This window comes from Pseudescherichia sp. (assembly GCF_031979925.1).
Taxonomy (GTDB): Bacteria; Pseudomonadota; Gammaproteobacteria; order Enterobacterales; family Enterobacteriaceae; genus Pseudescherichia.
This window is the reverse complement of the sequence record NZ_DALZFB010000003.1, coordinates 181,591-203,931: the sequence shown is the minus strand read 5'-3', so window position 1 is coordinate 203,931 and position 22,341 is coordinate 181,591. Positions and strand designations below refer to the sequence as shown.

The following is a 22,341-nucleotide window of genomic DNA, read 5'->3' as shown; positions in this document are numbered from 1 at the left end:
GATGTCCGAACAAGCCTATACCCTCCCTGACACCATGACCGCGATTGACATTACCCAGCCCGGCGGCCCCGAGGTATTGCAAGCAACGACGCGCCCGATGCCACAACCTAAAGAGAACGAGGTGCTGATCCGCACCGTGGCCGCAGGGGTGAACGGGCCTGATGTATTGCAACGCAAAGGGCAGTATGCACCGCCGCCAGGGGCGTCTGACATCCCTGGCCTGGAGGTATCGGGCGTGGTGGTTGCCGTTGGCGCTGAGGTGCAGAGTTTTGCGCCGGGAGATCGCGTTGCGGCCCTGATTACCGGCGGCGGCTATGCCGAATATTGCACTGCTCATGAGAGTAACACCCTGCCGCTGCCGCCCGGGCTTAACTTTGTCGAAGCGGCAGCGCTGCCGGAGACCTTTATGACGGTCTGGCTGAATATGTTCCAGCGCGGTCAGTTTAAAGCGGGCGACATCATCCTGATCCACGGCGGCGCGTCCGGCATTGGTACTACCGCGACCATGCTGGCAAAGGCCTTTGGCGCAGCCAAAATCATCACGACCGTGGGTTCCGACGAGCACCGCCAGGCCAGCCTCAAGCTCGGCGCAGACGTCGCGGTACTCTATAAAGAGGAAGATTTTGTCGAGATCACCAAACAGGTAACCGACGGCCACGGCGCAGATATTATCCTTGATATTATTGCGGGTGACTATGTTGCGCGAAACTATGAAGCAGCGGCGATGCACGGGCGCATCGTACAAATTAGCGTGCTTGCAGGTCCCGCTAAAGAGTTAAACCTGTTCCCCATGCTGACTAAACAGCTAATGCATATCGGCTCTACCCTGCGCTCGCGCTCGCCTGCCGCAAAAGCTGAACTGATTGAAGAGCTTAACGACCACGTCTGGCCGCTGATTGAGGCCGGAAAACTGAAGCCACAGATCTACAAAACCTTCCCGCTGGCAGAAGCCGCTGATGCCCACCGACTGCTGGATGAGGGGACGCATATCGGCAAGGTAGTGTTAATTGCGGATGAGGATGAAGCGACGAACCGTATATAATCAGCCGTAATATTAGAGACGGGGATTATAAATGGATCAGCTGGTGGCGATACGGGCCTTTGCCCGGGTAGTAGAGGCAGGCAACTTTACCCGAGCAGCGGATTCGCTGGAGATGCCCAATGCCACGGTCAGCAAGCTGATTCAGGAGCTTGAGGCGCACCTCGGCGTGCGCCTGCTTCAGCGCACCACCCGGCGCGTCACGGTCACCCCAGAGGGGCGCGACTACTATGAAAAGAGCGCCCGAATCCTGCGCGATCTGGAGGATATCGACACCTCCTTTAGCGCAGTACGCAGCAAGCCGCGTGGGCTGCTGCGGATAGATATCGGCGGCTCTACCGCCCGCGACGTGCTTATCCCTCTCCTTCCCGAGTTTATGATGCGCTATCCGGATATCCGCATCGATCTGGGGGTATCCGATCGCGCCGTCGATCTGATTAGCGATAACGTAGACTGTGTGATCCGTGGCGGCCCGCTGGAAAGCTCATCCCTTATTGCCCGCCATATTGGCTCGGCAACGCTCATCACCTGTGCGACGCCGGAGTACCTGAAAGCCTTCGGCACGCCCGCCTACCCGGACGAGCTAAAAAATGGCCACCGGCTGGTGAGCTATCTCTCCCCGCAAAACGGCAGGGCTTTCCCTTTTCGCTTCGAGCGTAACGGCGAAAAAACGGATATTAAGGTCGATCACCGTATCGGGGTTAACGAGAGCAACGCCCATCTGGCTGCGGGCCTGGCGGGACTGGGGATTATCCAGACCTTTAGCTATTCGACGGCTGAGGCGCTGCGCAACGGCACGCTGGTAGAGATCCTTAACGAATGGCGGCCCGCCCCCTACCCTTTCCATGTGGTCTATCCGCAGAGCCGTCACGTTACGCACCGGCTGCGCGTGTTTATCGACTGGCTACTGGAGCGCTTTCCGCAGCGGGTGACAGGAGCGTGATGTCGCCTCCAGAGAAGGCTACAAAATAGACAATTCATAGCGCGTGCTGCCAACGGCCAGGTTATAAATAGGGAGAGATTATTGCGGATATTCTCCTATGATGCGGCTAATCATGATCCTGCTTGGCATAGATTTTCTACGCTCGCACTGGCGCGGGCTGCGTCGTTTCGGCTGGGTAACGCTTACGGCGGGTGTCGTGCTGTTTATCGACGCGCTGGACGGCGCGCTGTTCTTTCCTATTGAGCTATTCGCTTCGCTGCTGCTGTTCGAAGGCAGCGCGACGCTGATGGTGGCCCACAGCGGCATGGGCGGCCAGCGTATTCTGCGTTACGTAAAGGGCGCGGCGTTCTCTCTTGCTGCGGTGCTGATCCTCGCCGGGAACCACGATGGTAACTTTCTGCTATCGATGATCTTTGGTCTGCTCTTCCTGTTTGACGGCGCGCTGCAGATCGCCTCTGCGGTTGTTGTTCGTTATCAACGCTGGCGGCCAGCGCTATGGGGCGGGATTGTCGAGATTGTGCTGGCCCTGTTTTTCTTCCAGCCCTGGCCCTCCAATTATGCGGGCACCGTCCCCTATTGCCTGGGTCTGGTGCTGGCCTTTGCCGGTTGGAACCTGTTTATCCTTGCTAATCGCGTCAAGCGGGCCGCGGCTAATCCTGGTCTGAAAGGCGAAGAGTTTATGGAGGAGACGGAGATCCCTCCCCCCGCCGTCGTGGAGTGGGATGGGCCGCCGGACGACGATGAAAAAGCCCTGACGGTTCACGTCTGGACGCCGGTAGGCTCCGCGGCGAGCGAGGCCGTACCTCGCCCGGTCATCAGCCGCTATATTGCTGCCGTCGATCGCAACGGCGTCATCTCCACCGGTCACGCCGCGCTGGAGTCTCCCGGCGGCATCTATATCAGCCTCTACCCCGCCGTGCAGATCGACCGCTCACCGGATGCCTTTGCCCGGACTCTGCGCGCAACGTCAGAGAACGACGTGCCGGGGCAGTTTCAGCCAGACTATGCCACCGAGTCCGTGCAGTGGTGTCCCTCAACGCGCAAGGTTCGCATCCGCAACTACAGCGAGACGCGGCTGGCGACATTCTGGGAGCGCTATCGTCAGGATGAGTCCTACAATCTGACACACCGTAACTGCTCCAGCACCGTGGCCAGGGCGCTGGAGGCCGCGCTAGAGGGATCCGTTGGCAGGCTGTGGCAGGCACGCGGTTTCTGGATGGCGATGGGGAAGCTGATGTCTACCCCGGAGCTGTGGGTGGCGCTCCAGCTGCGCAAGCGTGCAGAGACGATGGCCTGGACGCCAGGACTGGTGCTCGACTATGCCCGCGCCCTGAGCATGCTCGCCGACCCGCGTCCGACCGGCTGGTTTAATACCGTCGGTCGCGCCCTGAAAAGAATGTTCCACCGCCGGGTGGCCTGGGAGAAAGGCGAAAGCGGCGAAGGGATGGAGGGGGAATAATCTCCCCCTATAACATTACTCCGCCCCTGACATCGCATATTCATAGAGCCGGTCGCGGGCGAGGTTTTTCATCTTCACTTCACACATGATGTCAAAATCCGCAAACGACAGCGCCCAATAGTTTAACGTTGGGTTGAAGAAGAAGTCGGAGTGCGCCCTGAGCTTGGTTTTTGGCACGCCAAGGCTGCCCTGATCCGGGAAACCCTGCTCGGGGATAATCCCCTCCTGCGAAATGGAGTAGTGCATCACCGGCCTTACGCCCCGCCAGGATGCCTTAACCTGCGCGATACGCGGATCGCTGGGCTGGATAAACTCCCCCTCTTTTACCCAGTGATGGTGAATATCTACCACGATCGGGCAGAGCTCTTTCGCCTGCAGGACATCATCCAGCGAGCAGGAGATTTCATCGTTCTCAACGGTCAACATCCGCCTGGCCTCCGGGCTAAGCTTGCCGAATGCGCTTTTAAACCCGGCAAAGCCTGCCTTGCCATTCATATGAATATTGATTTTGAAATCCTGGAAGCTTTTGCCGTAGCCCATCAGCGTCGCGCAGAGGGCGTGATACTCCACGTCCTCCAGCGCGCGCTCTACCACCAGCACATTGTCCGAGGCGAGAACCGAGTACTGCCCAGGGTGAAAGGAGAGACGGATATCGTTGGCACGGGCGAAATCACCGCACTTGATGAACAGCGGATAGAGCTCCGGCAAAAACTCTTTATACAACGCCGTAGCCTCGGGTACGGTGTAGAGCGGCAGCAGATCGCTGCCGATGCGCATCATCCGCAGGTCGGGTGGTAGCTGCGCCAGCTCCTGAAAAAGCAGATAGAGGTTGGTCAGATTGGTCGCTGACAGCGTGTAGATCAGCTTTGATCGCTCTTCGCTCTCCAGACTCAAAAATCGCGTACGGGTGGTGGCTTTAAAGGGGAAACGCTGCTTCAAATCCGGGTCCAGAAACTTACAAGCGAAGCCTAATTTCATGTGTCCTCCACAAGATAACCTTATGCGAGTGTAGCAGGCATTACCGTAGTCCTTCTGTTTAAGCAAAAGCGCTATACTAGCGACACATTTGTTAAGGCTGCCATTATTGCTATGAAAAGAGTTAAACCCCGCACTGTTATCCTGCTTATTGTCCTTGTTATGCTGCTGGCCTGGTGGCTGACTCCCCACCATAGCGAAGAGGATAAAGCCTACTACGCCTCCGTACTCTGCACGGTGAAAAGCAGCTCGCCTACGGGTGGACTGACCGAGATGGAACAGATGGTAGAAGGTGGTAATTCGGATTATGCGTTGAAGAAAACTTACTTCTCTTCGTCGCTGGGCAAGGACATGCTTCATGCCTGGGAACGGCTTAGCGATGCGGAGAAGCAGCGCGCGATGACGGCGCCGGAAAGCTGTGCAGGGCCGCTGCTAGCGAAGATGGATAGCTAACTGCCCTGCTCCAGGTTATCCACGAATATGCTTATTCAACCCTGGCGGATGTCACAATAATGGTCGCGGATGGGTTCGCCCGCCTCCAGACAAATAGGGCGTTCATGACGATAGATATTATCGTATTCAAGCCGGACGCTCCAGGGTTGTCCAGTTACTGAGCCGTTAGGGGCAAACCACCCCCGGCGCTCTGAGTAGGGCCGCGAGCCAAAGTTTCGTTCACCGTATTTCCGCGCAGCATCCATGATATCAGAGGTAAGCGCAAAGCGTGGGCCTTTGGTGGAGTTGTCAAACTGTAAAGGAGTCTCTATATTTTGAACGGCATGGCCGCACTCATGAAGAAATGAGATATAGGGATGCTGTTTCTGAAATTCACCGTAAATACCCCGAGCGCCACCTGGCCTTACGCTAACGTCAATATCTACGTCCATATAAATTACGCCGCCGGGGCCAGGTTCATTATCGAAGCAGGTGAATCCCCCCTTCATTGCTACTACGTAAACCGGATGAGGAAACCGATCGATAGTTTTAAGGATTCTTTGGGCTGTGGCAGATTTTTGTAACGCCCACAGTCTTACCTTTTCAAGATAATCCTGTCCGACTTTCGTATCTAAAATCTCCTTTGCCCCCATCATACCTTTAAGTATATTGGTTGCTTTGCCAATCTCCGGGCCCTGGGTAAATTTAAACGTCATTGAATATCCCCTCTGAAGGTATATTTGCCCCCCTGTGCTATGGCTAAACGTATTGACAGTAATACACTCTACGTTAATGAACTTAAAAAGTTCGAGGGGAATAGTTGTAGTTTAAATTTGGCCCTTTGCCTTTTCAATTTATAAGAAAGTCTTAAATAGGACAGTATTTACCATGGTATAAAGCATGATGCAGGAAAGAGAGTCGGCAGGTTTAAAACGTGTGTAATGCTTGATTCTAAATGGCACGCCCTACAGGATTCGAACCTGTGACCTACGGCTTAGAAGGCCGTTGCTCTATCCAGCTGAGCTAAGGGCGCATTGCGCGGGATGCTCCACTTAAACGGTGGAAACGCCTGGGATTATACGGTCAACGCTCGGTGAGTCAATGGCTTTGGCGTCAGATGCTGTTGAAATGAGCATCGAGCTGCACTTTAGGCCCCTCTCTCGCATGAATAATGCAAACGTTAACTGACAGCGCGGCGCGCTTCTGACACACTATACACCATCCCCTCTACTTCAATTTACAGATGGAATCTTCTCTCTGATGGTCGCAAAGATTATTGATGGTAAAACGATTGCGCAGCAGGTGCGCTCTGAGGTTGCGGAAAAAGTGAAGGCCCGCATTTCAGCAGGGAAACGCGCTCCTGGGCTGGCCGTGGTGCTGGTAGGCAGCAACCCTGCGTCGCAGATCTACGTTGGCAGCAAACGCAAAGCGTGTGAAGAAGTGGGCTTTATCTCCCGCTCTTACGATCTGCCAGAAACCACCAGCGAAGCCGAACTGCTGACCCTGATCGACACGCTCAACGCCGACCGCGAGATTGACGGAATTCTGGTTCAGCTGCCGCTTCCGGCAGGCATCGATAACGTGAAGGTGCTGGAACGTATCGCGCCGGATAAAGACGTTGATGGCTTCCACCCCTACAACGTGGGCCGTCTGTGCCAGCGTGCGCCGCGTCTGCGTCCCTGCACGCCGCGTGGGATCGTTACCCTGCTGGAGCGCTACAATATCGACACCTACGGACTGAACGCCGTAGTGATCGGCGCATCCAACATCGTCGGTCGCCCGATGAGCATGGAGCTGCTGCTGGCAGGCTGCACCACCACTGTCACCCACCGTTTCACTAAAAACCTGCGCCAGCACGTTGAGAACGCCGATCTGCTGATCGTCGCCGTGGGCAAGCCGGGCTTTATTCCTGGAGAGTGGATCAAAGAGGGGGCGATCGTCATTGACGTTGGCATCAACCGTCTTGAGAGCGGCAAAGTGGTCGGTGACGTGGTGTATGAAGACGCCGCCTCACGTGCCGCTTATATCACCCCCGTACCGGGCGGCGTAGGCCCGATGACCGTCGCAACGCTGATTCAGAATACATTGCAGGCGTGTGAAGAGTATCACGACGTAGAGGAAGCATAAGAATGGCAACGTTCTCTTTAGGTAAACATCCGCACGTTGAACTGTGCGATCTGCTGAAGCTGGAAGGCTGGAGCGAAAGCGGCGCGCAGGCGAAGAATTTTATTGCCGATGGCCTGGTCAGCGTCGATGGCGCGGTGGAAACCCGCAAGCGCTGCAAAATCGTCGCAGGACAAACGGTCACGTTTGATGGTCAAAGTATCACTGTAACTGATTAATCCCGCCTTAATGGCCCTTAACCCATAAGGGCCATTGCTCGATCCACGTCAAAGAATAACAAATTCGTCTGTCTCCCCAGCAGATTTCTGTTGCGGCCCGCAATCGCTTAAATCACGATAAGTAAAACGTTCTACTAAAACGTTCTACTTACAACAATTACGCCATCACCAAGGTTTCTATAATTGGGGGAAAACCGCATGAGTCTGCTGTCGGGGTTCGTAAAATCGCTCTCGAAGTTATCTATGATTGGCCGCGCGTTAATGCTGCCAATCTCACTGCTGCCTGCCGCCGGCCTGCTGTTGGCGTTTGGTGACAAGTTTCACCTGCCACTGATGATGAACGCCGGTGGGGTTATCTTTGATAACCTGCCGCTGCTGTTTGCCATCGGCTCTGCGGTAGGGCTGGCCTCGGAATCCGGCATCGCTGCTCTCTCTGCGGCGGTCTCGGTATTTATTACCAATATGACCATCGGCACGGTGCTGTCGATTACCCCAGAGATGGCCTCTCAGGGCGGGAAGTACGCTATGGTCGTCGGCATCCCAACGTTGCAGATGGGCGTTTTTGGCGGCCTGATCTGCGGCATCCTGGCCGCATGGTGCTATAACCGCTTCCACACTATGCAGCTGCCGGAATTCCTCGGCTTCTTCTCCGGAAAACGCTTTGTAGCGATTGCCACCGCCTTCCTGTCGTTCCTGCTCGGGCTGGTGCTGCCCTATATCTGGCAGCATATCCAGGCGGGCATCGATGCGCTCTCGGTGGTAGTGAACGGTGATAACCAGGCCGCCTCGACCTTTATTTTCGGACTGGTGGAACGTGCGCTGATCCCGCTCGGCCTGCACCACATCTGGTATCCGTCGTTCTGGTACTCGTTTGGCGACTACACCACCCAGGCGGGCCAGGTGATCCACGGCGACCAGACCATCTGGTTCAAAATGCTGGAAGAAGGCACTAAATCGTTCAGCAGCGACACCTACCAGAACGCCGGTAAGTTCATGCAGGGCGAGTTCCCACTGATGCTCTTTGCGCTGCCTGCCGCCTGTCTGGCGATGTACCATGAAGCGCATACCCGTAACAAAAAGATCGCTTCCGGTATCCTCTTCTCCGCCGCGCTGACCTGCTTCCTGACCGGGATCACCGAGCCGGTTGAGTTTACCTTTATCTTCGTTGCGCCGGTGCTCTATGTCTTCAATGCCATCATGGCCGGGCTGTCGTATATGTGCATGTATCTGCTGCATGCACACATCGCGAAATCTTTCTCGGCGGGCCTGATCGACTACATCTCGTTCGGTATTCTGCCGTCGTTTAACGGCTACCAGACCAACTTCCTGAATGCGATTATCGTCGGCATCCCGATGGGGCTGATCTACTACTTCACCTTCCGCTTTGTGATCCGCCGCTTTGACGTGAAAACGCCGGGCCGCACGGAAGTCACCGCTAACGTTAACGATAAAACCGATGACGAGCTGGCGACCGAGATCGTTGCCCTGCTGGGCGGCGCGCAGAATATCAGCTCGGTAGGCTCATGCATCACCCGCCTGCGTCTTGAAGTGGCGAAGAGCGATCTGGTGGACAAAGATGGCCTCAACGGCGTCGGCGCGCGTGGCGTGGTGTTCGTTGGCGATAACGGCATCCAGGTGATTTTCGGCGCACGCGCACAGTTTATCGCCCAGACCATGTCGGGGATGATAGGCAAGTAACCTGAAGCTGTTAAGGTGATTAGGTCTCCTGTATCTTACAGGAGACTTTTCATCGTTGACTGCATAGCCGTTAAGTTCAGGGAGTGGATTTGAAGAAGGTCAGCATTATTGATGTCGCGAAGCTGGCGGGGGTCTCTGTCTCGACCGTTTCGCTGGTGCTTCGCCAGAAAGGGAAAATATCGACCGCCACGATTGAAAAGGTGCAGCAGGCGATCGACACGCTCGGCTACGTTCACAATGTGGCAGCAGCAAATCTCCGCGCCAACACCTCTAACCTGATTGGCCTGATCCTGCGCGACTTTAGCGACAGCTTCTCGGTAAAGGTCATGGCCAGCACCGTACTGGAGCTGGAGAAGCAGGGCTACATGGTTTTTCTCAGCCAGCCCCTCAACGATAGCGACAGCCTTGAACGCTGCCTGCTCTCGTTTAAGCAGCAGGGCGTGGCCGGGGTGATCTACCTCGCCTCCGATGCTACCACCTCACACCTGCCCAAGCTCATCTGCACCTGTCCCCTGCCGCTGGTTGTGGTATCGCAATCCCTACTGGAGGAGGAGTGCAACCTGGTGATGCGCGACAACCGCCAGGCCGCCAGCCTCGCCACCCGCTACCTGATCGAGCGCGGCCACCGCAGTATTGCCTACATTGGCGGTACGGAAGGTAGTCTGATCCGCCAGCAGCGGCTGGCCGGGTTTCGCAGCGCGCTGACCCAGTACGGACTGGTGACCCGGGAGGAGTCCACGCCGGCCTGCATGGAGGGTACCCACGCGGCCAGCCACGCTACCCGACAGCTGCTGGAGAAGAATAACACCATCACCGCCCTGCTCTGCCATTCGCCTGATGCGATGATCGGCTCGCTCTCCGGTATTCACCAGGTAGGGCGTACGGTAGGGAAAGATGTATTTCTGACGCAGCAGGTGGCGCTGGTGGGCTTCGAGGATATGCTGCACGTGAACTTAACGTCGCCCTCGTTTACTTACGTGTCGTCAGCAAGCGAAGAGACCGGACGCCAGGCGGCGTCGCTGATGATCCGCAAAATCAAAGAGCCGGATCTGCTGACCCAGCGCATCACCCTCTCCGGACAGCTGGTGACGCGCGAGTCAGCATAATCAGCATAAGATAGAGGGATTGCAGACCCTGTAGGCCCGGTAAGCGCAGCGCCACCGGGCGTTGATATGCTGACTCTGTAATGCCGGGCGGCACTGCGTTTGCCCGGCCTACAAAGCTATAAGTCCTGTGCGTTACTTACGACGCCAGGTGGTCCCTTGGGGGCCATCTTCCAGCACGATCCCCATCTCATTCAGACGGTCACGCGCCGCATCCGCCGCCGCCCAGTCTTTGGCTTTACGCGCGTCAAGACGCTGCTGGATCAGGGCTTCAATTTCCGCCACTTCACCGTCGTCCGCCTGGGCACCGCTCTGCAGGAAGGCCTCCGGCTCCTGCTCCAGCAGGCCGAGTACGGCAGACAGCTTACGAAGATGGGATGCCAGCGCGTTCGCCGCCTGCATGTCTTCGCTTTTCAGACGGTTAACCTCACGGGCCATATCAAACAGCACCGAGTAGGCTTCCGGGGTGTTGAAGTCGTCGTCCATCGCCTCGACAAAGCGCGCTTCGAAGGCGTCACCGCCCGCGGCGGCAACGGATTTGTCGGTGCCGCGCAGGGCGGTGTAGAGACGCTCCAGCGCCGAACGCGCCTGCTTGAGGTTCTCTTCGCTGTAGTTGAGCTGGCTGCGGTAGTGACCGGACATCAGGAAGTAACGGATGGTCTCCGCATCGTAATACTTCAGCACATCGCGCACGGTAAAGAAGTTACCCAGTGATTTCGACATCTTCTCGCGGTCAACCATCACCATCCCGGAGTGCATCCAGTAGTTCACATACTCGCCGTCGTGGGCACAGGTAGACTGGGCAATTTCGTTTTCGTGGTGCGGAAACATCAGGTCTGAGCCGCCGCCGTGAATATCGAAGTGGTTACCCAGCTGCTTGCAGTTCATCGCCGAGCACTCGATGTGCCAGCCCGGACGGCCCTCGCCCCACGGTGACGGCCAGCTCGGCTCGCCCGGCTTGGACATCTTCCACAGCACGAAATCCATCGGGTTGCGCTTGATCTCCGCAACTTCAACGCGTGCCCCGGCCTGCAGCTGCTCCAGATCCTGGCGCGACAGTTTGCCGTAGTTGGGATCGGTCGGCACGGAGAACATCACGTCGCCGTTATCAGCCACGTAGGCGTGACCGCGCTCGATCAGGCGCTCGGTGATCTCGATGATTTCGTGAATATGGTGGGTAGCACGCGGCTCGCTGTCCGGACGCAAAATGTTCAGGGCGTCAAAATCAGCGTGCATTTCGCCGATCATGCGATCCACCAGCGCGACAAAACTCTCGCCATTTTCATTGGCGCGTTTGATGATTTTGTCGTCGATATCGGTGATGTTGCGCACATACTTCAGCTCATAGCCGAGGAAACGCAGGTAGCGCGATACCACGTCAAAGGAGACGAAGGTCCGGCCGTGGCCAATATGACAGAGATCGTAAACGGTGATACCACACACGTACATGCCCACTTTCCCGGCATGAATAGGTTTGAATTCCTCTTTTTGGCGCGTCAGCGTATTAAAAATTTTTAGCATCAAAGGTTCCGTTAAGACGTGTGTGGAGAATGAAGGAGGTATGATACCCATAATTGATAACCGAAGCAGCACCCTTTGCAAGGTGATCGAACCTTGCGGTTATGCTATAACAAGCGACTATACGTGACCCACAGCAGGGTCGATGCTCTACACTACCGGAACAGGATGCAAAAATGGTTACTTTCCACACTAATCACGGCGATATCGTAATCAAAACTTTTGATGACAAAGCGCCTGAAACTGTTAAGAACTTCCTGGACTACTGCCGCGAAGGTTTCTACAACAACACCATTTTCCACCGTGTTATCAATGGCTTTATGATCCAGGGCGGCGGCTTTGAGCCGGGCATGAATCAGAAAGCGACCAAAGACGCGATCAAAAACGAAGCGAACAACGGCCTGAAAAACACCCGTGGCACGCTGGCGATGGCCCGTACCCAGGCCCCGCACTCGGCAACCGCGCAGTTCTTCATCAACGTGGCAGACAACGACTTCCTGAACTTCAGCGGTGAAAACATGCAGGGCTGGGGCTACTGTGTGTTCGCCGAAGTAGTTGAAGGCATGGACGTAGTTGACAAAATCAAAGCGGTCTCTACCGGTCGCAGCGGCATGCACCAGGACGTTCCTAAAGAAGACGTAATTATCGAAAACGTGACCGTCAGCGAGTAATCGTGGCGACGCTTTTCATCGCAGATCTGCATCTGTGTACAGAAGAACCGGCGATCACCGCCGGTTTTCTGCGTTTTCTGGCCGGTACGGCGCGGGAAGCCGACGCGCTCTATATTCTTGGCGATCTTTTTGAAGCCTGGATTGGCGACGATGACCCCAATCCCCTGCATCAGCAGATTGCCGCCGCCCTGAAGGCGCTGAGCGACAGCGGCGTCCCCTGCTACTTTATTCATGGTAACCGCGACTTCCTGCTGGGTAAGCGCTTCGCCTGCGAGAGCGGCATGACCCTGCTGACGGAAGAGGTGGTGCTCGACCTCTACGGTCGTCGGGTGCTGATTATGCACGGCGATACCCTCTGTACTGACGACGCGGGCTATCAGGCGTTTCGCGCTAAGGTTCATCAGCCCTGGCTGCAAAAGCTGTTTCTCGCCCTGCCGCTATTCATCCGCCATAAGGTGGCAGCCAGGATGCGTGCCGATAGCAAAGCCGCCAACAGCAGTAAATCTCTTACCATTATGGATGTGAACCCACAGGCAGTGAGTGATGCCCTGGAACGCCATAGCGTACAGTGGCTTATCCACGGCCATACCCATCGCCCTGCCGTGCATGAGCTGACCGCCAACGGCGAACCGGCGTTTCGCTGCGTGTTGGGAGCCTGGCATAGCGAAGGTTCAATGATTGAAGTCACCCCGCAGCAGGTCGAACTCATCGCTTTTCCGTTTTAATCGTTTAACAATTTGCCCGTAAGGTTAGCCGCGCAACCGTTTTCCTTGCCCGATTTCCATGCTATTCTCTGTGCCCTGTTACGCGTTATGCCGCACACCCACAGGAGTTTTTAGACGCATGTCTTCGAGCAATAATCCGGTACGTATCGCCATCGTGATGGGGTCCAAAAGCGACTGGGCAACCATGCAGTTCGCCGCTGAAGTCCTCGATATCCTGCACGTTCCCCACCATGTTGAAGTCGTTTCTGCCCACCGCACCCCGGATAAACTGTTTAGCTTCGCCGAAGGCGCAGAGCAGAATGGCTATCAGGTGATTATTGCCGGTGCAGGCGGCGCGGCGCACCTGCCGGGCATGATCGCAGCCAAAACCCTGGTGCCCGTGCTGGGCGTGCCGGTACAGAGCGCAGCGCTGAGCGGCGTTGACAGCCTCTACTCTATCGTCCAGATGCCGCGGGGTATTCCGGTGGGAACGCTGGCGATCGGTAAAGCCGGGGCCGCCAACGCGGCGCTGCTGGCGGCGCAGATCCTTGCCACCCATGACCGCGAACTGCATCAGCGCCTGGCAGAGTGGCGTAAAACCCAGACCGACGAGGTGCTGGATAACCCGGACCCGCGAGGTGCGGCATGAAGCAGGTATGCGTCCTCGGCAACGGCCAGCTGGGCCGGATGCTGCGTCAGGCCGGTGAGCCGCTGGGCATCGCCGTCTGGCCGGTGGGGCTGGATGCCGAGCCGGAAGCCGTGCCCTTTGCGCAGAGCGTGATCACCGCCGAGATTGAGCGCTGGCCAGAGACGGCCCTGACCCGCGAGCTGGCGCGCCATCCGGCGTTTGTTAATCGCGACGTCTTCCCGATTATTGCCGACCGTCTGACCCAGAAGCAGCTTTTCGATCGCCTTTCTCTGGCGACCGCCCCGTGGCAGCTGCTGGCCAGCGCCGACGAGTGGCCTGCCGTATTTAACGCCCTGGGCGAGCTGGCGATCGTTAAGCGCCGTGTCGGCGGCTACGACGGCCGCGGCCAGTGGCGTCTGCGCGCCGGTGAGACTGATACGCTACCTGAGGAGTGTTACGGGGAGTGTATCGTCGAGCAGGGCATTAACTTTAGCGGCGAAGTATCGCTAGTGGGCGCACGCGGCCACGACGGCAGCACCGTATTTTATCCGCTGACCCATAACCTGCATCAGGACGGCATTCTGCGCACCAGCGTGGCTTTCCCGCAGGCTGATGCAGATCAGCAGGCGCAGGCCGAAGCGATGCTGGGCGCGATCATGAGCGAGCTGGGCTACGTTGGCGTGATGGCAATGGAGTGCTTTGTGACTCCCGGCGGCCTGCTGATTAACGAGCTGGCTCCGCGGGTACACAACAGCGGCCACTGGACGCAAAACGGCGCGTCGATTAGTCAGTTTGAGCTGCACCTGCGCGCCATTACTGGACTGCCGCTGCCGCCGCCGGTGGTGAATGCCCCGTCGGTAATGATCAACCTGATCGGCAGCGACCTGAACTACGACTGGCTGAAGCTGCCGCTGGTGCATCTGCACTGGTATGACAAAGAGGTACGGGCTGGCCGCAAGGTAGGGCATCTGAACCTCAACGACAGCGACACCGACCGCCTGAGCGCAACGCTGGAAGCGATCGTGCCGCTGCTACCGCCAGAGTATGCCAGCGGTATCGCATGGGCGTGTGCGAAATTGTAGACAGGTAACCGCCCGGTGGCGCTACGCTTACCGGGCCTACAAAATCTACCGTATCCACGATATCAATGGCGATCGCGCTTGTCGGCGCGCTTCGCCAGCCAGTCCCCCAGCATCTGCACCACCTGCACCAGAATAATCAGCGCCACCACGGTGACGACCATCACCTGCGTCTCATAGCGGTAGTAACCGTAGCGGATCGCCAGATCCCCTACCCCGCCGCCGCCCACGATCCCGGCCATTGCCGAGTAGCCGATCAGGCTCACCAGGGTGATAGTGAGACCGCGCAGCAGACCCGCGCTGGCCTCAGGTAGCAGCACGGTGCAGATGATACGCAGCGGGCTGGCACCAAAGGCTTCGGCAGCCTCGATAATCCCCTTGTCCACCTCACGCAACGCACTGTCCACCAGCCGGGCATAGAAGGCGATAGCGGCCACCGAGAGCGGTACCGAGGCAGCGATTGGTCCGATGGTGTTGCCGAGCAGGAACTGGGTTAGCGGCAGAAGCAGCACCAGCAGGATCACAAAGGGCACGGAGCGGATAATGTTCACCAGCACGGAGCTGATGAGATAGACCGCACGGTTCTGCCAGAAGAGATGCCTGTCGGTCACGAAGATCAGAAAGCCGAGCGGCAGGCCACCAACGATAGCCAGCACCGTAGAGATGCTCAGCATCTGGAAGGTTTCACCAAAGGCCAGACTCAGATCGGCCAGTAAATCATCCACGAAGCACCTCCACCTGGGCTGTACGCTGACGGATGTGATCGACGGCGGCCTCGACCGCTGACGAATTATCGGCGGCGGTTAAGCGCACCACCAGGATCCCCAGCGCCCGCTCGCCGAGATACTCAATTTTGCCATGCAAAATATTGACCGCCACGCCAAACATCACCGCTACCTCAGAGAGCACCGGCTGCTCGGCTGAATCACCGATAAACAGAATTTTCACCAGCTGCCCCGGCAGATCCTGCTGTAGCCGCTCCGGCAGAGTCAGGTTCAGGGTGTGCGAGACCAACTGCTGGGTGAACGGATGCTGCGGATGGGCAAAGATATCAAACACCTCGCCCAGCTCAACGACCTTGCCTGCGGACATCACCGCCACCCGATCGCAGATCGATTTGATCACGTTCATCTCATGGGTGATCAGCACGATGGTGATCCCTAGCCGGACGTTGATCTCTTTCAGCAGGGCAAGGATCGTCGCGGAGGTCTCCAGATCCAGCGCCGAGGTTGGCTCGTCGCAGAGCAGCACGTCAGGATGGTTAGCAATCGCGCGGGCGATACCCACCCGCTGCTTCTGCCCGCCGCTCAGCTGCGCCGGAAAGCGGCCTGCTTTATCGGCAAGGCCCACTAATTCCAAAATCTCTTTAACCCGGGGCGCAATTTCGCTGCTGGCCCAGCCCGCAGCCTTCAGGCTGAAGGCGACGTTCTGCGCCACGGTGCGGGTGTGCATCAGGTTAAAGTGCTGGAAGATCATGCCGATGCGCTGGCGTGCCTTGCGCAGCGTAACGCCTTCCAGGGCGGAGATCGCCACGCCGTTGACCTTTACTTCGCCCTGGCTAGGGCGCTGAAGAGCATTCAGGGTGCGTAGCAGGGTACTTTTCCCCGCGCCGCTGGTGCCGACGATGCCAAAAATCTCCCCTGCCGTAATATGCAGGCTGACATCGTCTACCGCTCGGGTCGTGGGTCCCTTGCCTGCGGGAAAATCGACGCAGACGTTAGTTAGCTCAATCATGCATCCACTCTGGTTTCTGGAACGCGTTGAAGATGTTCTGCGGATCGTCAATCACCGCCCGGTAGGCCGGAGACTGCACCGCCGCCAAGATATCTTTAGCGAACGGCTTATCGGCATCTTCGGTGCGCACCGCGATGACGTTTTTCAGGTTCTCATCCAGCTGCTCCTGCTTAAGGGCGGAGGAGAGCTTGAGGCCAGCGGCAATGGCAAAGTTGCCGTTCACCAGCGCGGCGCTGGCGCTGTCCAGCGTACGCGGCAGCTGCGCCGCTTCCAACGGTTTAAATACCAGCCCTTTCGGGTTGCTGGCAATATCGCGCTCGGAGGCTTTGGTCGGATCGATATTCTCTTTGATGGTGATCAGCTGCATTGCCTGGAGGAAACGCAGGCCGCGCGCCAGGTTAGTGGGATCGTTGGACAGGGTAACGATATCGCCCTTCTTCAGCTGATCGACGCTGGTGACCTTGCGAGAGTAGAGGCCCATGCCCGCCGTCGGAACGACAATGAGCTTAGTGAGCTTCAGTCCCTTATCGGCGGCGAACTTGTCTAAGTAGAGCGAGTGCTGGAACAGGTTGGCGTCGATACTGCCGTTAGCGAGGGCCATGTTTGGCTGCACGTAGTCGCTAAATTCGCGCACCACCACCTTATAGCCCTTCTCTTTCAGCGAAGGGGCAATGGCCTGCTTTACCATATCACCGTAGGGACCCGGCGCAACGCCGAAAGTAATAGTTTGCGGATCGCTGGCGTGGGCAAACGGCAGGCCACAGGCCAGAAGCAGTGCAGCAACGCTGGCACGAAAGCTGAGACGACGTCCCATAAATTCTCCCAAAGTATATTGTGTTTGCTGTATGACGCGCCGGACTAAGCAGCGCGCTTTTTTGACAATTTATGCATAACGCAGAGCGTTAAGATGGCATAAACCCGACGCGGCGGTAATTGAAAATATTTCATATAGATAATGATGCCCCGGCAAACGCCTGCGCCGCCGGGGAGCACTCAGATTAGAAATCGTAGCGCAGACGTACCAGATTCATATCGCCCAGATTATCGGTGCTGGACGTGAAGACATGCTCGTAATCAACACGGAAACCGTAATCGAGCTGGAAGGTCACCCCAACACCGTTGTCGGTGCGCTGGTAGCTGCGACCGTTCAAATACTCAATACGATCGCCCATCACGTACGGCTGCACGGATTTAAGCGCGTACTGGCCCACCGGAATTTTATAGCCCGCATAGTACTCAATACCCCACGCATCGCCAGCGAAGTAGTGGTCGATAGAGACTTTTTTAGTGGTCATAAAGTTCTGATACCAGCCGCCGCCTACCGAGATCGTCCAGCGATCCGGAGACCAGCTCAGCGCCGTGCCAAGTATGTTTTGATCCCAGGTTTTACTGTCGTTGCTGCGCGGATTGTAGATTTTTGCCCGGGTATAGTTCCACGCCGTACCCCATGTAAGATCGGAGGTGAGGCGGTAGTCGAGACCCAACGAGCCGCCGCCGGTACGCTCATAGCGCAGGCCGTTCATCGGGTTGTAGTTGTCCTTAAACAGATAAGAGGCGTAGATATCAGCATCGCCTACGGTCTTCTTATACTTCAGCATTTTGCGTGAACGGTAGGAGCCGTCATAGTCGCCGTTGATACCGTTGCCCGGTGCCTGACCGATCATATCGTAATCCCAGATATCGGTTTTGGCCCCGATCACATCGTAGTAGACGCTATTCTGTTGGCCAAAGGTCAGCACACCCCAGGTTTTACTTTTGAAGCCGGTATAGAGCATCCGGCGGCTGGTGTCATTCGCGCCTTTGGCGTAGTGATTATCCCAGTCAAAAACTGCCGGAATATTGACGCCAACTTCGTAGTAGTTGGTCCAGTTGATGTCATCAAACAGGTAGTAATCGGCCGCGAAACGGAAACGCGTGCCGCCGTCAAAACCGTTGCGTTTGTATGAGCCTTTATCGCCATCGCCGGTCATATTGTTGAACTGCGGACGAATACTGCCGCCGACGGCAAAGTTGAGGCGGCTTAGCGCATCGCCTGCGGTCGGGTCCTGCTTTAAGAGCGTAATTTCCGCCTGAGTAGTAAAAGATGTCACTGCCACTGCTGCGCCGATCGTCATCGCCAGCGCTGTTATTTTTATTGCCATGGAGCCATTTCCTTGATGAATAGACAGCTAACTATTTAGCGCGCAAATAATATCTTTTATTAATATGGCCGTGGTGGCGCTTTTTTACTGTTTTGTGCTGCTAAAGCATGGATTTACTGAATAATCATCGAGGGGAAAAGTTGCGCACCGGGACAATCCCCGGCGCGCATGAGAGGTGAGATTAACCTACGAACTGGCGGAACAGCGCTTTGCCCTTCAGTAACCGGGTACCCAGCCAGCCGCCGCAGATTGAGAGCAAGAGCGCCCCGCAGAGCGGTAGCGTGATCCACAGCCGCCAGTCAGGCTGCCACGGGAAATCAAACACCCGAGTCTGGAGCACCGCCAGCGCGGTCTCCGCGCCGATGGCCGCTACCAGTCCGGCGACAAAGCCCAGCAGCGCAAACTCACACCACAGCGTCGTGCGCAGCAGGCGCTTGCCGGCTCCCAGCGTACGGTAGACCACCAGCTCCTGATGCCGCTGACGCATCCCGACCTGCACCTGAGCCAGCAGCAACAGGATACCGCAGAGGGTCACCAGCACCACCATCACCTCCAGCGCCCGGCTCACCTGCCCCAGCACCTGGCCGACCTGCTTGAGGATCGCCCCAATATCCAGCAGGCTGACGGTAGGAAACTCCCGGTTAAGCTGGGTTAGCATGCCGTTGCTGCTCTCCCAACGGAAGCTGGTTAGCCAGCTCTGGGGTTGGTTATCCAGCGCGCCGGTAGGGAAGATAAAGAAGAAGTTCGGCCGCAGGCTCTCCCAGTCTACCTTACGCAGGCTGGTCACTTTGGCAGTGAAGTCCTGGGTATCGCCCATAAAGGTCACGCTGTCCCCCAGGCGAATATTGAGCCGCTCCGCCAGCCCCTCCTCCATTGAGACCTCCCCCGCCTTCGGTGGCCAGCTACCCGCGGTGAGCGGATTGTGATCCGGCTGATTCGCCTGCCAGGTGAGGTTCAGCTCCCGGTTGAGCGCCTCGTCCTTGTTCCCCTCGGTACTCTGACCGTTAATTTGCGTCAGACGGGCACGCACAATCGGGTAAAAAGATTCGGGAACGATCTGGTGCTCGGCAAGAAACGCCTTCAGCGGCGTCACCTGCTCGGGAGCGATATTAATCAGGAAGTAGTTAGGGCTTTCCGGCGGGAGCTGCTGCTGCCAGCGATCGAGCAGATCGCCGCGCAGCACCAGCAGCATCGCCAGCAGCATGAACGACAGAGAGAATGCCGAGAGCTGGCTCAGAGTCGACCAGGGCTGGCGCAGCAGCCTGTTTACTGCCAGCCGCATCGCCAGCGATTTCAGGGTCAGCCGCTTGAGGACGTTGAGCAGCATCCAGCCGAGCAGCCCGCAGAGCAGCGCCAGCACTACCGCGCCCGCCAGTACCGCCCACAGCAGCATGCTGCCGCCCATCAGCCACGCCAGCAGCGCCACCGCAACGGCGGCGACAATCGGCAGGTAGAGCTTCAGCGGCCAGACGTTAGCTACCGCATCGCGGCGCAGGACGCGGATCGGCGCGGTCGCCAGCAGCAGACGATAGGGTCGCAGCCCCACCAGCAGAGAGATCACCAGCATCGCCCCTGTCGCCCACAGCCACGGCCAGAGGCTGGCAGGCGGCAGTGCGGCGGGCAGCACCGGCTTGAGCAGGATCATCAATACCTGCTCAAACAGCAGGCCTATAGCGCCCCCGGTGATGGTGGCGAGGGCCAGCACCAGCAGCCACTGGCCGACAATCAGCTTTTGCAGCTGGGCGCGCCCTGCCCCTAGCGTTTTCAGAATGGCGACCAGATCGTAGCGACTGCGGCAGTAGTGGTTCATCGCCACCGCTACGGCGGCGATCGCCAGCAGCAGGGTCAGCAGGGCCGACAGCAGCAGGAACTGCTGGGAGCGCTCAAGGGATTTCCCCAACGCCCCTTCGTCCTGCTCCAGGCCATACCAGCGCTGCTCCGGCTTAAGCTGCGGCAGGAGCCACTTTTCGTAATCTTCGAGCTGCTGCGGCGTGCCGCCAAACTTGATGCGCCACATTACGCGGCTGCCGGGCTGTACCGCGTCGGTCGCCGCCACGTCGGCAAGGTTCATCATCAGACGCGGGGCCATCTGGAAGGGGTTAAACCCGGCGTCCGGCTCCTGCACCACCTCCCCGGCAATGCGCAGCCGGGCGTCACCCACGTCGATATAGTCGCCGGGCTTAAGGCTCAGCAGCGCCATCAGGCGCGGAGCGAGCAGCACCGTCCCCGCCTGCGGCTTGAGTCCCGGCGGATTGGTTTGCAGCTCGCCATACATAGGGTAGATAGCGTCCACGGCCTTGACGTTAGCCAGCTGCGGCGTATCCCCGGCAAAGGTCATGGTGGCGAAAGTGAGCTGCTCGCCCACCTTCAGGCCTCGCTTGCGTGCCTCCTCCAGCCACGCCGGAGGGATTTCACGGGAGCTGCGCAGCGCCCGGTCGCCCGCCATAAAGTCGCGGCTCTGCTGGCTAAGGCCCTTCTCCATGCGATCGCTGATGTTGCCCAGCGCCAGCACGCAGGCCACCGCCAGGCTGAGGGCCAGCCAGACGATCAGCAGCGACGGCGAACGCCATTCGCGCCAGAACCAGCGGGCAATCATGCTTCCTCCCGCAGTTCGCCGTTGACCAGCCGCAGACGACGATCGCAGCGGGCCGCCAGCTGCGGATCGTGCGTGACCAGAATCAGCGTGGTGCCATACTGCTGGTTCATCGAGAAGAGCAGATCGGCGATCTTATCCCCGGTCTGCCGGTCGAGGTTACCGGTCGGCTCGTCGGCAAAGAGCACGCCGGGGCGACCGTTGAAGGCGCGGGCCAGCGCCACGCGCTGCTGCTCACCGCCGGAGAGCTGAGCGGAAAGATGATCCAGCCGCTTGCCCAAGCCAAGATCGGTCAGCAGCGTTCTGGCGTTCTCGCGACTCTGGCGACCGTTCTCACCGCGCAGCAGCGCCGGTAGCTCGACGTTCTCCAGCGCGTTCAGGGTGGGGATAAGCATAAAGGACTGGAAGACAAAGCCGACGTTCTGCGCCCGCAGCGCCGCCCGCGCCTCCTCATCCATGGTATGCAGAGGCTGGCCCAGCAGGTTAACCTCGCCGCTGCTACCGTCGTCAAGCCCGGCAAGGATCGCCAGCAGGGTTGACTTGCCGGAACCCGACTCGCCGATCAGGGCAATCGTCTGCGCCGGTTTGACAACCAGCTCAACTCCGGTGAGGATGGAAAGCTCATGTTCCCCCTGACCGACGGACTTCTTAAGATGATGAACTTCAACAATGTTTTCCGCTGGCATTTGCCCTTCCTGTTTATGCTTCTGTTTACCTTCCGTGCCGCAGCCGCTGACACGCTGTTGGTTCTCGGTGACAGCCTGAGCGCCGGGTACCGCATGGCGGCCAGCTCGGCCTGGCCTGCGCTGCTGAATAATAAATGGCAGCAGACGCCGCCGGTGGTTAATGCCAGTATAAGCGGCGATACCTCACAGCAGGGGCTTTCTCGCCTGCCCGCGCTGCTGAAGCAGCACCAGCCGCGCTGGGTGCTGGTAGAGCTGGGGGGCAACGACGGCCTGCGCGGCTTTGCGCCACAGCAGACCGAGCAGACCCTGCGTAAAATTTTGCAGACCATTAAGGACGCTAACGCACAGCCGCTGCTGATGCAGATCCGCCTGCCGGCCAACTATGGCCGTCGCTATACGGAGACCTTTAGCGCAATCTACCCCACGCTGGCGAAAGAGTTCGACGTGCCGTTGCTCCCCTTCTTTATGGAGGAGGTCTACCTCAAGCCGCAGTGGATGCAGGAGGATGGCATTCACCCCAATCTGGATGCCCAGCCGTTTATCACCGACTGGATGGCCACGCGCCTCGCACCTTTAGTTAACCATGACAGTTAACC

The 22,341-nt window shown here is 58.0% G+C and carries 22 protein-coding genes and 1 tRNA gene; 13 read left to right on the top strand and 10 right to left on the bottom strand.

Features of this window, described 5'->3' with window-relative positions:
- The first annotated feature begins 1 nt into the window (after window position 1).
- From RTM13_RS07230 to RTM13_RS07220, 3 genes are all read left to right on the top strand, one after another.
- Window positions 2–1,042 (top strand): NAD(P)H-quinone oxidoreductase, encoded by a 1,041-nt coding sequence (locus RTM13_RS07230; RefSeq protein WP_312211304.1) that lies wholly within the window; start codon window positions 2–4, stop codon window positions 1,040–1,042.
- A 31-nt stretch (window positions 1,043–1,073) separates the two neighbouring features.
- Entirely contained in the window at window positions 1,074–1,982 is a 909-nt protein-coding gene (locus RTM13_RS07225) for a LysR family transcriptional regulator (protein ID WP_312211303.1), read from the top strand.
- 97 nt (window positions 1,983–2,079) lie between these two features.
- Window positions 2,080–3,441 carry a DUF308 domain-containing protein gene (locus RTM13_RS07220; protein ID WP_312211302.1) on the top strand — a complete coding sequence of 454 codons (1,362 nt, stop codon included), beginning with the start codon at window positions 2,080–2,082 and terminating at the stop codon, window positions 3,439–3,441.
- A 15-nt stretch (window positions 3,442–3,456) separates the two neighbouring features.
- Here the strand turns inward: RTM13_RS07220 and RTM13_RS07215 are convergent, their stop codons facing one another.
- Window positions 3,457–4,419 (bottom strand): UV damage endonuclease UvsE, encoded by a 963-nt coding sequence (locus tag RTM13_RS07215; protein ID WP_312211300.1) that lies wholly within the window; start codon window positions 4,417–4,419, stop codon window positions 3,457–3,459.
- Window positions 4,420–4,530: 111 nt separating this feature from the next.
- Between RTM13_RS07215 and RTM13_RS07210 the strand changes: the two genes are divergently transcribed.
- A complete protein-coding gene (locus RTM13_RS07210; protein WP_312211298.1) occupies window positions 4,531–4,869 on the top strand; it encodes a hypothetical protein in 339 nt (112 codons plus the stop codon).
- Window positions 4,870–4,904: 35 nt separating this feature from the next.
- Here the strand turns inward: RTM13_RS07210 and RTM13_RS07205 are convergent, their stop codons facing one another.
- Both RTM13_RS07205 and RTM13_RS07200 read right to left on the bottom strand, forming a co-directional pair.
- Window positions 4,905–5,564 carry a hypothetical protein gene (locus RTM13_RS07205; RefSeq protein ID WP_312211296.1) on the bottom strand — a complete coding sequence of 220 codons (660 nt, stop codon included), beginning with the start codon at window positions 5,562–5,564 and terminating at the stop codon, window positions 4,905–4,907.
- Window positions 5,565–5,804: 240 nt separating this feature from the next.
- Window positions 5,805–5,881, bottom strand: a tRNA-Arg gene (locus RTM13_RS07200).
- A gap of 227 nt (window positions 5,882–6,108) precedes the next feature.
- On the opposite strand from RTM13_RS07200, the gene folD reads away from it, so the two are divergent.
- The 4 genes from folD (at window position 6,109) to malI (ending at window position 9,994) form a co-directional block, all read left to right on the top strand.
- Complete coding sequence (gene folD, locus RTM13_RS07195) at window positions 6,109–6,975, top strand: bifunctional methylenetetrahydrofolate dehydrogenase/methenyltetrahydrofolate cyclohydrolase FolD (protein ID WP_312211294.1); 867 nt, start codon at window positions 6,109–6,111, stop codon at window positions 6,973–6,975.
- Between the two features lie 2 nt (window positions 6,976–6,977).
- Window positions 6,978–7,190, top strand: coding sequence for a ribosome-associated protein YbcJ (gene ybcJ, locus RTM13_RS07190; RefSeq protein WP_238083487.1), 213 nt, complete (start codon window positions 6,978–6,980; stop codon window positions 7,188–7,190).
- 198 nt (window positions 7,191–7,388) lie between these two features.
- Window positions 7,389–8,888, top strand: coding sequence for a PTS transporter subunit EIIC (locus RTM13_RS07185; RefSeq protein WP_312211291.1), 1,500 nt, complete (start codon window positions 7,389–7,391; stop codon window positions 8,886–8,888).
- An 89-nt stretch (window positions 8,889–8,977) separates the two neighbouring features.
- Complete coding sequence (gene malI / locus RTM13_RS07180) at window positions 8,978–9,994, top strand: Mal regulon transcriptional regulator MalI (RefSeq protein WP_312211289.1); 1,017 nt, start codon at window positions 8,978–8,980, stop codon at window positions 9,992–9,994.
- 132 nt (window positions 9,995–10,126) lie between these two features.
- Here the strand turns inward: malI and cysS are convergent, their stop codons facing one another.
- Window positions 10,127–11,512 carry a cysteine--tRNA ligase gene (gene cysS, locus RTM13_RS07175; protein ID WP_312211287.1) on the bottom strand — a complete coding sequence of 462 codons (1,386 nt, stop codon included), beginning with the start codon at window positions 11,510–11,512 and terminating at the stop codon, window positions 10,127–10,129.
- Between the two features lie 173 nt (window positions 11,513–11,685).
- Between cysS and ppiB the strand changes: the two genes are divergently transcribed.
- From ppiB to purK, 4 genes are all read left to right on the top strand, one after another.
- Window positions 11,686–12,180: a peptidylprolyl isomerase B gene (gene ppiB, locus RTM13_RS07170; RefSeq protein ID WP_042391734.1), complete on the top strand. Its 495-nt coding sequence runs from the start codon at window positions 11,686–11,688 to the stop codon at window positions 12,178–12,180.
- Between the two features lie 2 nt (window positions 12,181–12,182).
- Complete coding sequence (gene lpxH, locus RTM13_RS07165) at window positions 12,183–12,905, top strand: UDP-2,3-diacylglucosamine diphosphatase (RefSeq protein ID WP_312211286.1); 723 nt, start codon at window positions 12,183–12,185, stop codon at window positions 12,903–12,905.
- Window positions 12,906–13,023: 118 nt separating this feature from the next.
- Window positions 13,024–13,533, top strand: a complete 510-nt coding sequence (gene purE, locus RTM13_RS07160) for a 5-(carboxyamino)imidazole ribonucleotide mutase (protein ID WP_312211285.1) — start codon at window positions 13,024–13,026, stop codon at window positions 13,531–13,533.
- Entirely contained in the window at window positions 13,530–14,594 is a 1,065-nt protein-coding gene (gene purK / locus RTM13_RS07155; protein ID WP_312211283.1) for a 5-(carboxyamino)imidazole ribonucleotide synthase, read from the top strand. The genes purE and purK overlap by 4 nt, the downstream gene beginning before the upstream one ends.
- A 62-nt stretch (window positions 14,595–14,656) precedes the next feature.
- On the opposite strand, the gene RTM13_RS07150 is transcribed toward purK, so the two are convergent.
- The 6 genes from RTM13_RS07150 to ybbA form a co-directional block, all read right to left on the bottom strand.
- On the bottom strand, window positions 14,657–15,316 hold the full coding sequence (locus RTM13_RS07150) for a methionine ABC transporter permease (RefSeq protein WP_238083475.1): 660 nt from the start codon (window positions 15,314–15,316) through the stop codon (window positions 14,657–14,659).
- The gene (sfbB, locus tag RTM13_RS07145) at window positions 15,309–16,325 is read right to left on the bottom strand and encodes a virulence-associated ABC transporter ATP-binding protein SfbB (protein ID WP_312211280.1); all 1,017 of its coding nucleotides are present in this window, start codon (window positions 16,323–16,325) and stop codon (window positions 15,309–15,311) included. Before sfbB ends, RTM13_RS07150 begins: the two co-directional genes overlap by 8 nt.
- Window positions 16,318–17,139 (bottom strand): MetQ/NlpA family ABC transporter substrate-binding protein, encoded by an 822-nt coding sequence (locus RTM13_RS07140; RefSeq protein ID WP_312211278.1) that lies wholly within the window; start codon window positions 17,137–17,139, stop codon window positions 16,318–16,320. Before RTM13_RS07140 ends, sfbB begins: the two co-directional genes overlap by 8 nt.
- Window positions 17,140–17,323: 184 nt before the next feature.
- Window positions 17,324–18,466 carry an autotransporter domain-containing protein gene (locus RTM13_RS07135; protein WP_312211277.1) on the bottom strand — a complete coding sequence of 381 codons (1,143 nt, stop codon included), beginning with the start codon at window positions 18,464–18,466 and terminating at the stop codon, window positions 17,324–17,326.
- Between the two features lie 181 nt (window positions 18,467–18,647).
- Window positions 18,648–21,062 carry a putative ABC transporter permease subunit YbbP gene (gene ybbP, locus RTM13_RS07130; protein WP_312211275.1) on the bottom strand — a complete coding sequence of 805 codons (2,415 nt, stop codon included), beginning with the start codon at window positions 21,060–21,062 and terminating at the stop codon, window positions 18,648–18,650.
- Window positions 21,059–21,745, bottom strand: coding sequence for a putative ABC transporter ATP-binding protein YbbA (gene ybbA / locus RTM13_RS07125; protein WP_312211273.1), 687 nt, complete (start codon window positions 21,743–21,745; stop codon window positions 21,059–21,061). The genes ybbP and ybbA overlap by 4 nt, the downstream gene beginning before the upstream one ends.
- Between ybbA and tesA the strand changes: the two genes are divergently transcribed.
- Window positions 21,716–22,339, top strand: coding sequence for a multifunctional acyl-CoA thioesterase I/protease I/lysophospholipase L1 (gene tesA / locus RTM13_RS07120; protein ID WP_312211613.1), 624 nt, complete (start codon window positions 21,716–21,718; stop codon window positions 22,337–22,339). The genes ybbA and tesA overlap by 30 nt on opposite strands.
- Window positions 22,340–22,341: the final 2 nt, after the last annotated feature.

Excerpts from the sequence above, each read along its gene's own strand:
- ybbA (WP_312211273.1), bottom strand. The coding sequence starts at position 21,745 with ATGCCAGCGGAAAACATTGTTGAAGTTCATCATCTTAAGAAGTCCGTC.
- sfbB (WP_312211280.1), bottom strand. The coding sequence starts at position 16,325 with ATGATTGAGCTAACTAACGTCTGCGTCGATTTTCCCGCAGGCAAGGGA.
- purK (WP_312211283.1), top strand. The coding sequence starts at position 13,530 with ATGAAGCAGGTATGCGTCCTCGGCAACGGCCAGCTGGGCCGGATGCTG.
- folD (WP_312211294.1), top strand. The coding sequence starts at position 6,109 with ATGGTCGCAAAGATTATTGATGGTAAAACGATTGCGCAGCAGGTGCGC.
- ybcJ (WP_238083487.1), top strand. The coding sequence starts at position 6,978 with ATGGCAACGTTCTCTTTAGGTAAACATCCGCACGTTGAACTGTGCGAT.
- cysS (WP_312211287.1), bottom strand. The coding sequence starts at position 11,512 with ATGCTAAAAATTTTTAATACGCTGACGCGCCAAAAAGAGGAATTCAAA.
- RTM13_RS07210 (WP_312211298.1), top strand. The coding sequence starts at position 4,531 with ATGAAAAGAGTTAAACCCCGCACTGTTATCCTGCTTATTGTCCTTGTT.
- RTM13_RS07135 (WP_312211277.1), bottom strand. The coding sequence starts at position 18,466 with ATGGCAATAAAAATAACAGCGCTGGCGATGACGATCGGCGCAGCAGTG.
- RTM13_RS07215 (WP_312211300.1), bottom strand. The coding sequence starts at position 4,419 with ATGAAATTAGGCTTCGCTTGTAAGTTTCTGGACCCGGATTTGAAGCAG.
- RTM13_RS07220 (WP_312211302.1), top strand. The coding sequence starts at position 2,080 with ATGATGCGGCTAATCATGATCCTGCTTGGCATAGATTTTCTACGCTCG.
- ppiB (WP_042391734.1), top strand. The coding sequence starts at position 11,686 with ATGGTTACTTTCCACACTAATCACGGCGATATCGTAATCAAAACTTTT.
- RTM13_RS07140 (WP_312211278.1), bottom strand. The coding sequence starts at position 17,139 with ATGGGACGTCGTCTCAGCTTTCGTGCCAGCGTTGCTGCACTGCTTCTG.
- ybbP (WP_312211275.1), bottom strand. The coding sequence starts at position 21,062 with ATGATTGCCCGCTGGTTCTGGCGCGAATGGCGTTCGCCGTCGCTGCTG.
- RTM13_RS07230 (WP_312211304.1), top strand. The coding sequence starts at position 2 with ATGTCCGAACAAGCCTATACCCTCCCTGACACCATGACCGCGATTGAC.
- RTM13_RS07185 (WP_312211291.1), top strand. The coding sequence starts at position 7,389 with ATGAGTCTGCTGTCGGGGTTCGTAAAATCGCTCTCGAAGTTATCTATG.
- purE (WP_312211285.1), top strand. The coding sequence starts at position 13,024 with ATGTCTTCGAGCAATAATCCGGTACGTATCGCCATCGTGATGGGGTCC.
- tesA (WP_312211613.1), top strand. The coding sequence starts at position 21,716 with ATGAACTTCAACAATGTTTTCCGCTGGCATTTGCCCTTCCTGTTTATG.
- RTM13_RS07225 (WP_312211303.1), top strand. The coding sequence starts at position 1,074 with ATGGATCAGCTGGTGGCGATACGGGCCTTTGCCCGGGTAGTAGAGGCA.
- RTM13_RS07205 (WP_312211296.1), bottom strand. The coding sequence starts at position 5,564 with ATGACGTTTAAATTTACCCAGGGCCCGGAGATTGGCAAAGCAACCAAT.